Annotated in this window: 1 protein-coding gene; it reads right to left on the reverse strand. The window is 39.2% G+C overall.

Going from position 1 to position 559, the window contains the following annotated elements; all coding sequences use genetic code 11:
- Positions 1–515, reverse strand: a 515-nt coding sequence (locus AC3WQH_RS25545; protein WP_492332333.1) for a nuclease/transposase family protein, incomplete at its 3' end; no start/stop codon positions are given.
- Between the last annotated feature and the right edge of the window lie 44 nt (positions 516–559).

Raw genomic sequence — 559 nt, forward strand, 5'->3', positions numbered from 1 at the left:
CCCATGACTTTTACTCCTGTTCCTTCCATAGTAGGTATGGTGACAGAAATTTGGGCAATCCATTTATTTGCTTTCTGTGTGATTCGAAGCGTACCTAATTTGTGTTTTAGCAAAGCAAAGTTACGGTTGTCTTTATCAACTAACAAAGCACGGATAGGTGTTTTAGTTACCTTGCCGTCAATCATAATCGGCATGGAAATGTGCGTGAAATCAAACGAATAGTTTTGATTGTTCCAAATGCAGACAGGTTTCTTCAAAACAGGAACAGTAGTGAATTTGCTTTTCTTCGCTTTCTTAAACACACTTTTCGCGTCCTTGATAGCTTGATTTTTAACGGCACTTGGCAAAGAAGCAGAAATATCCTTACTCGACTTCTTTGTGCTTTTCTTTTCAGCAACCATTTCGGAAACGAGAGTATTGATAGTGGAGAGGTACGTTTGACTCATCTCACGCAAAATAGAAGCCTGTTCTTTTGTTGGAAGCAATTTCACTTTGACTGTGATGGTCTGCGACATGATTTTCACCCCCTTGTTTTCTGTTGTTCGACATATCGCTTTAT

The sequence above is a fragment of the Brevibacillus sp. FW301-21C12A genome, from assembly GCF_058788915.1.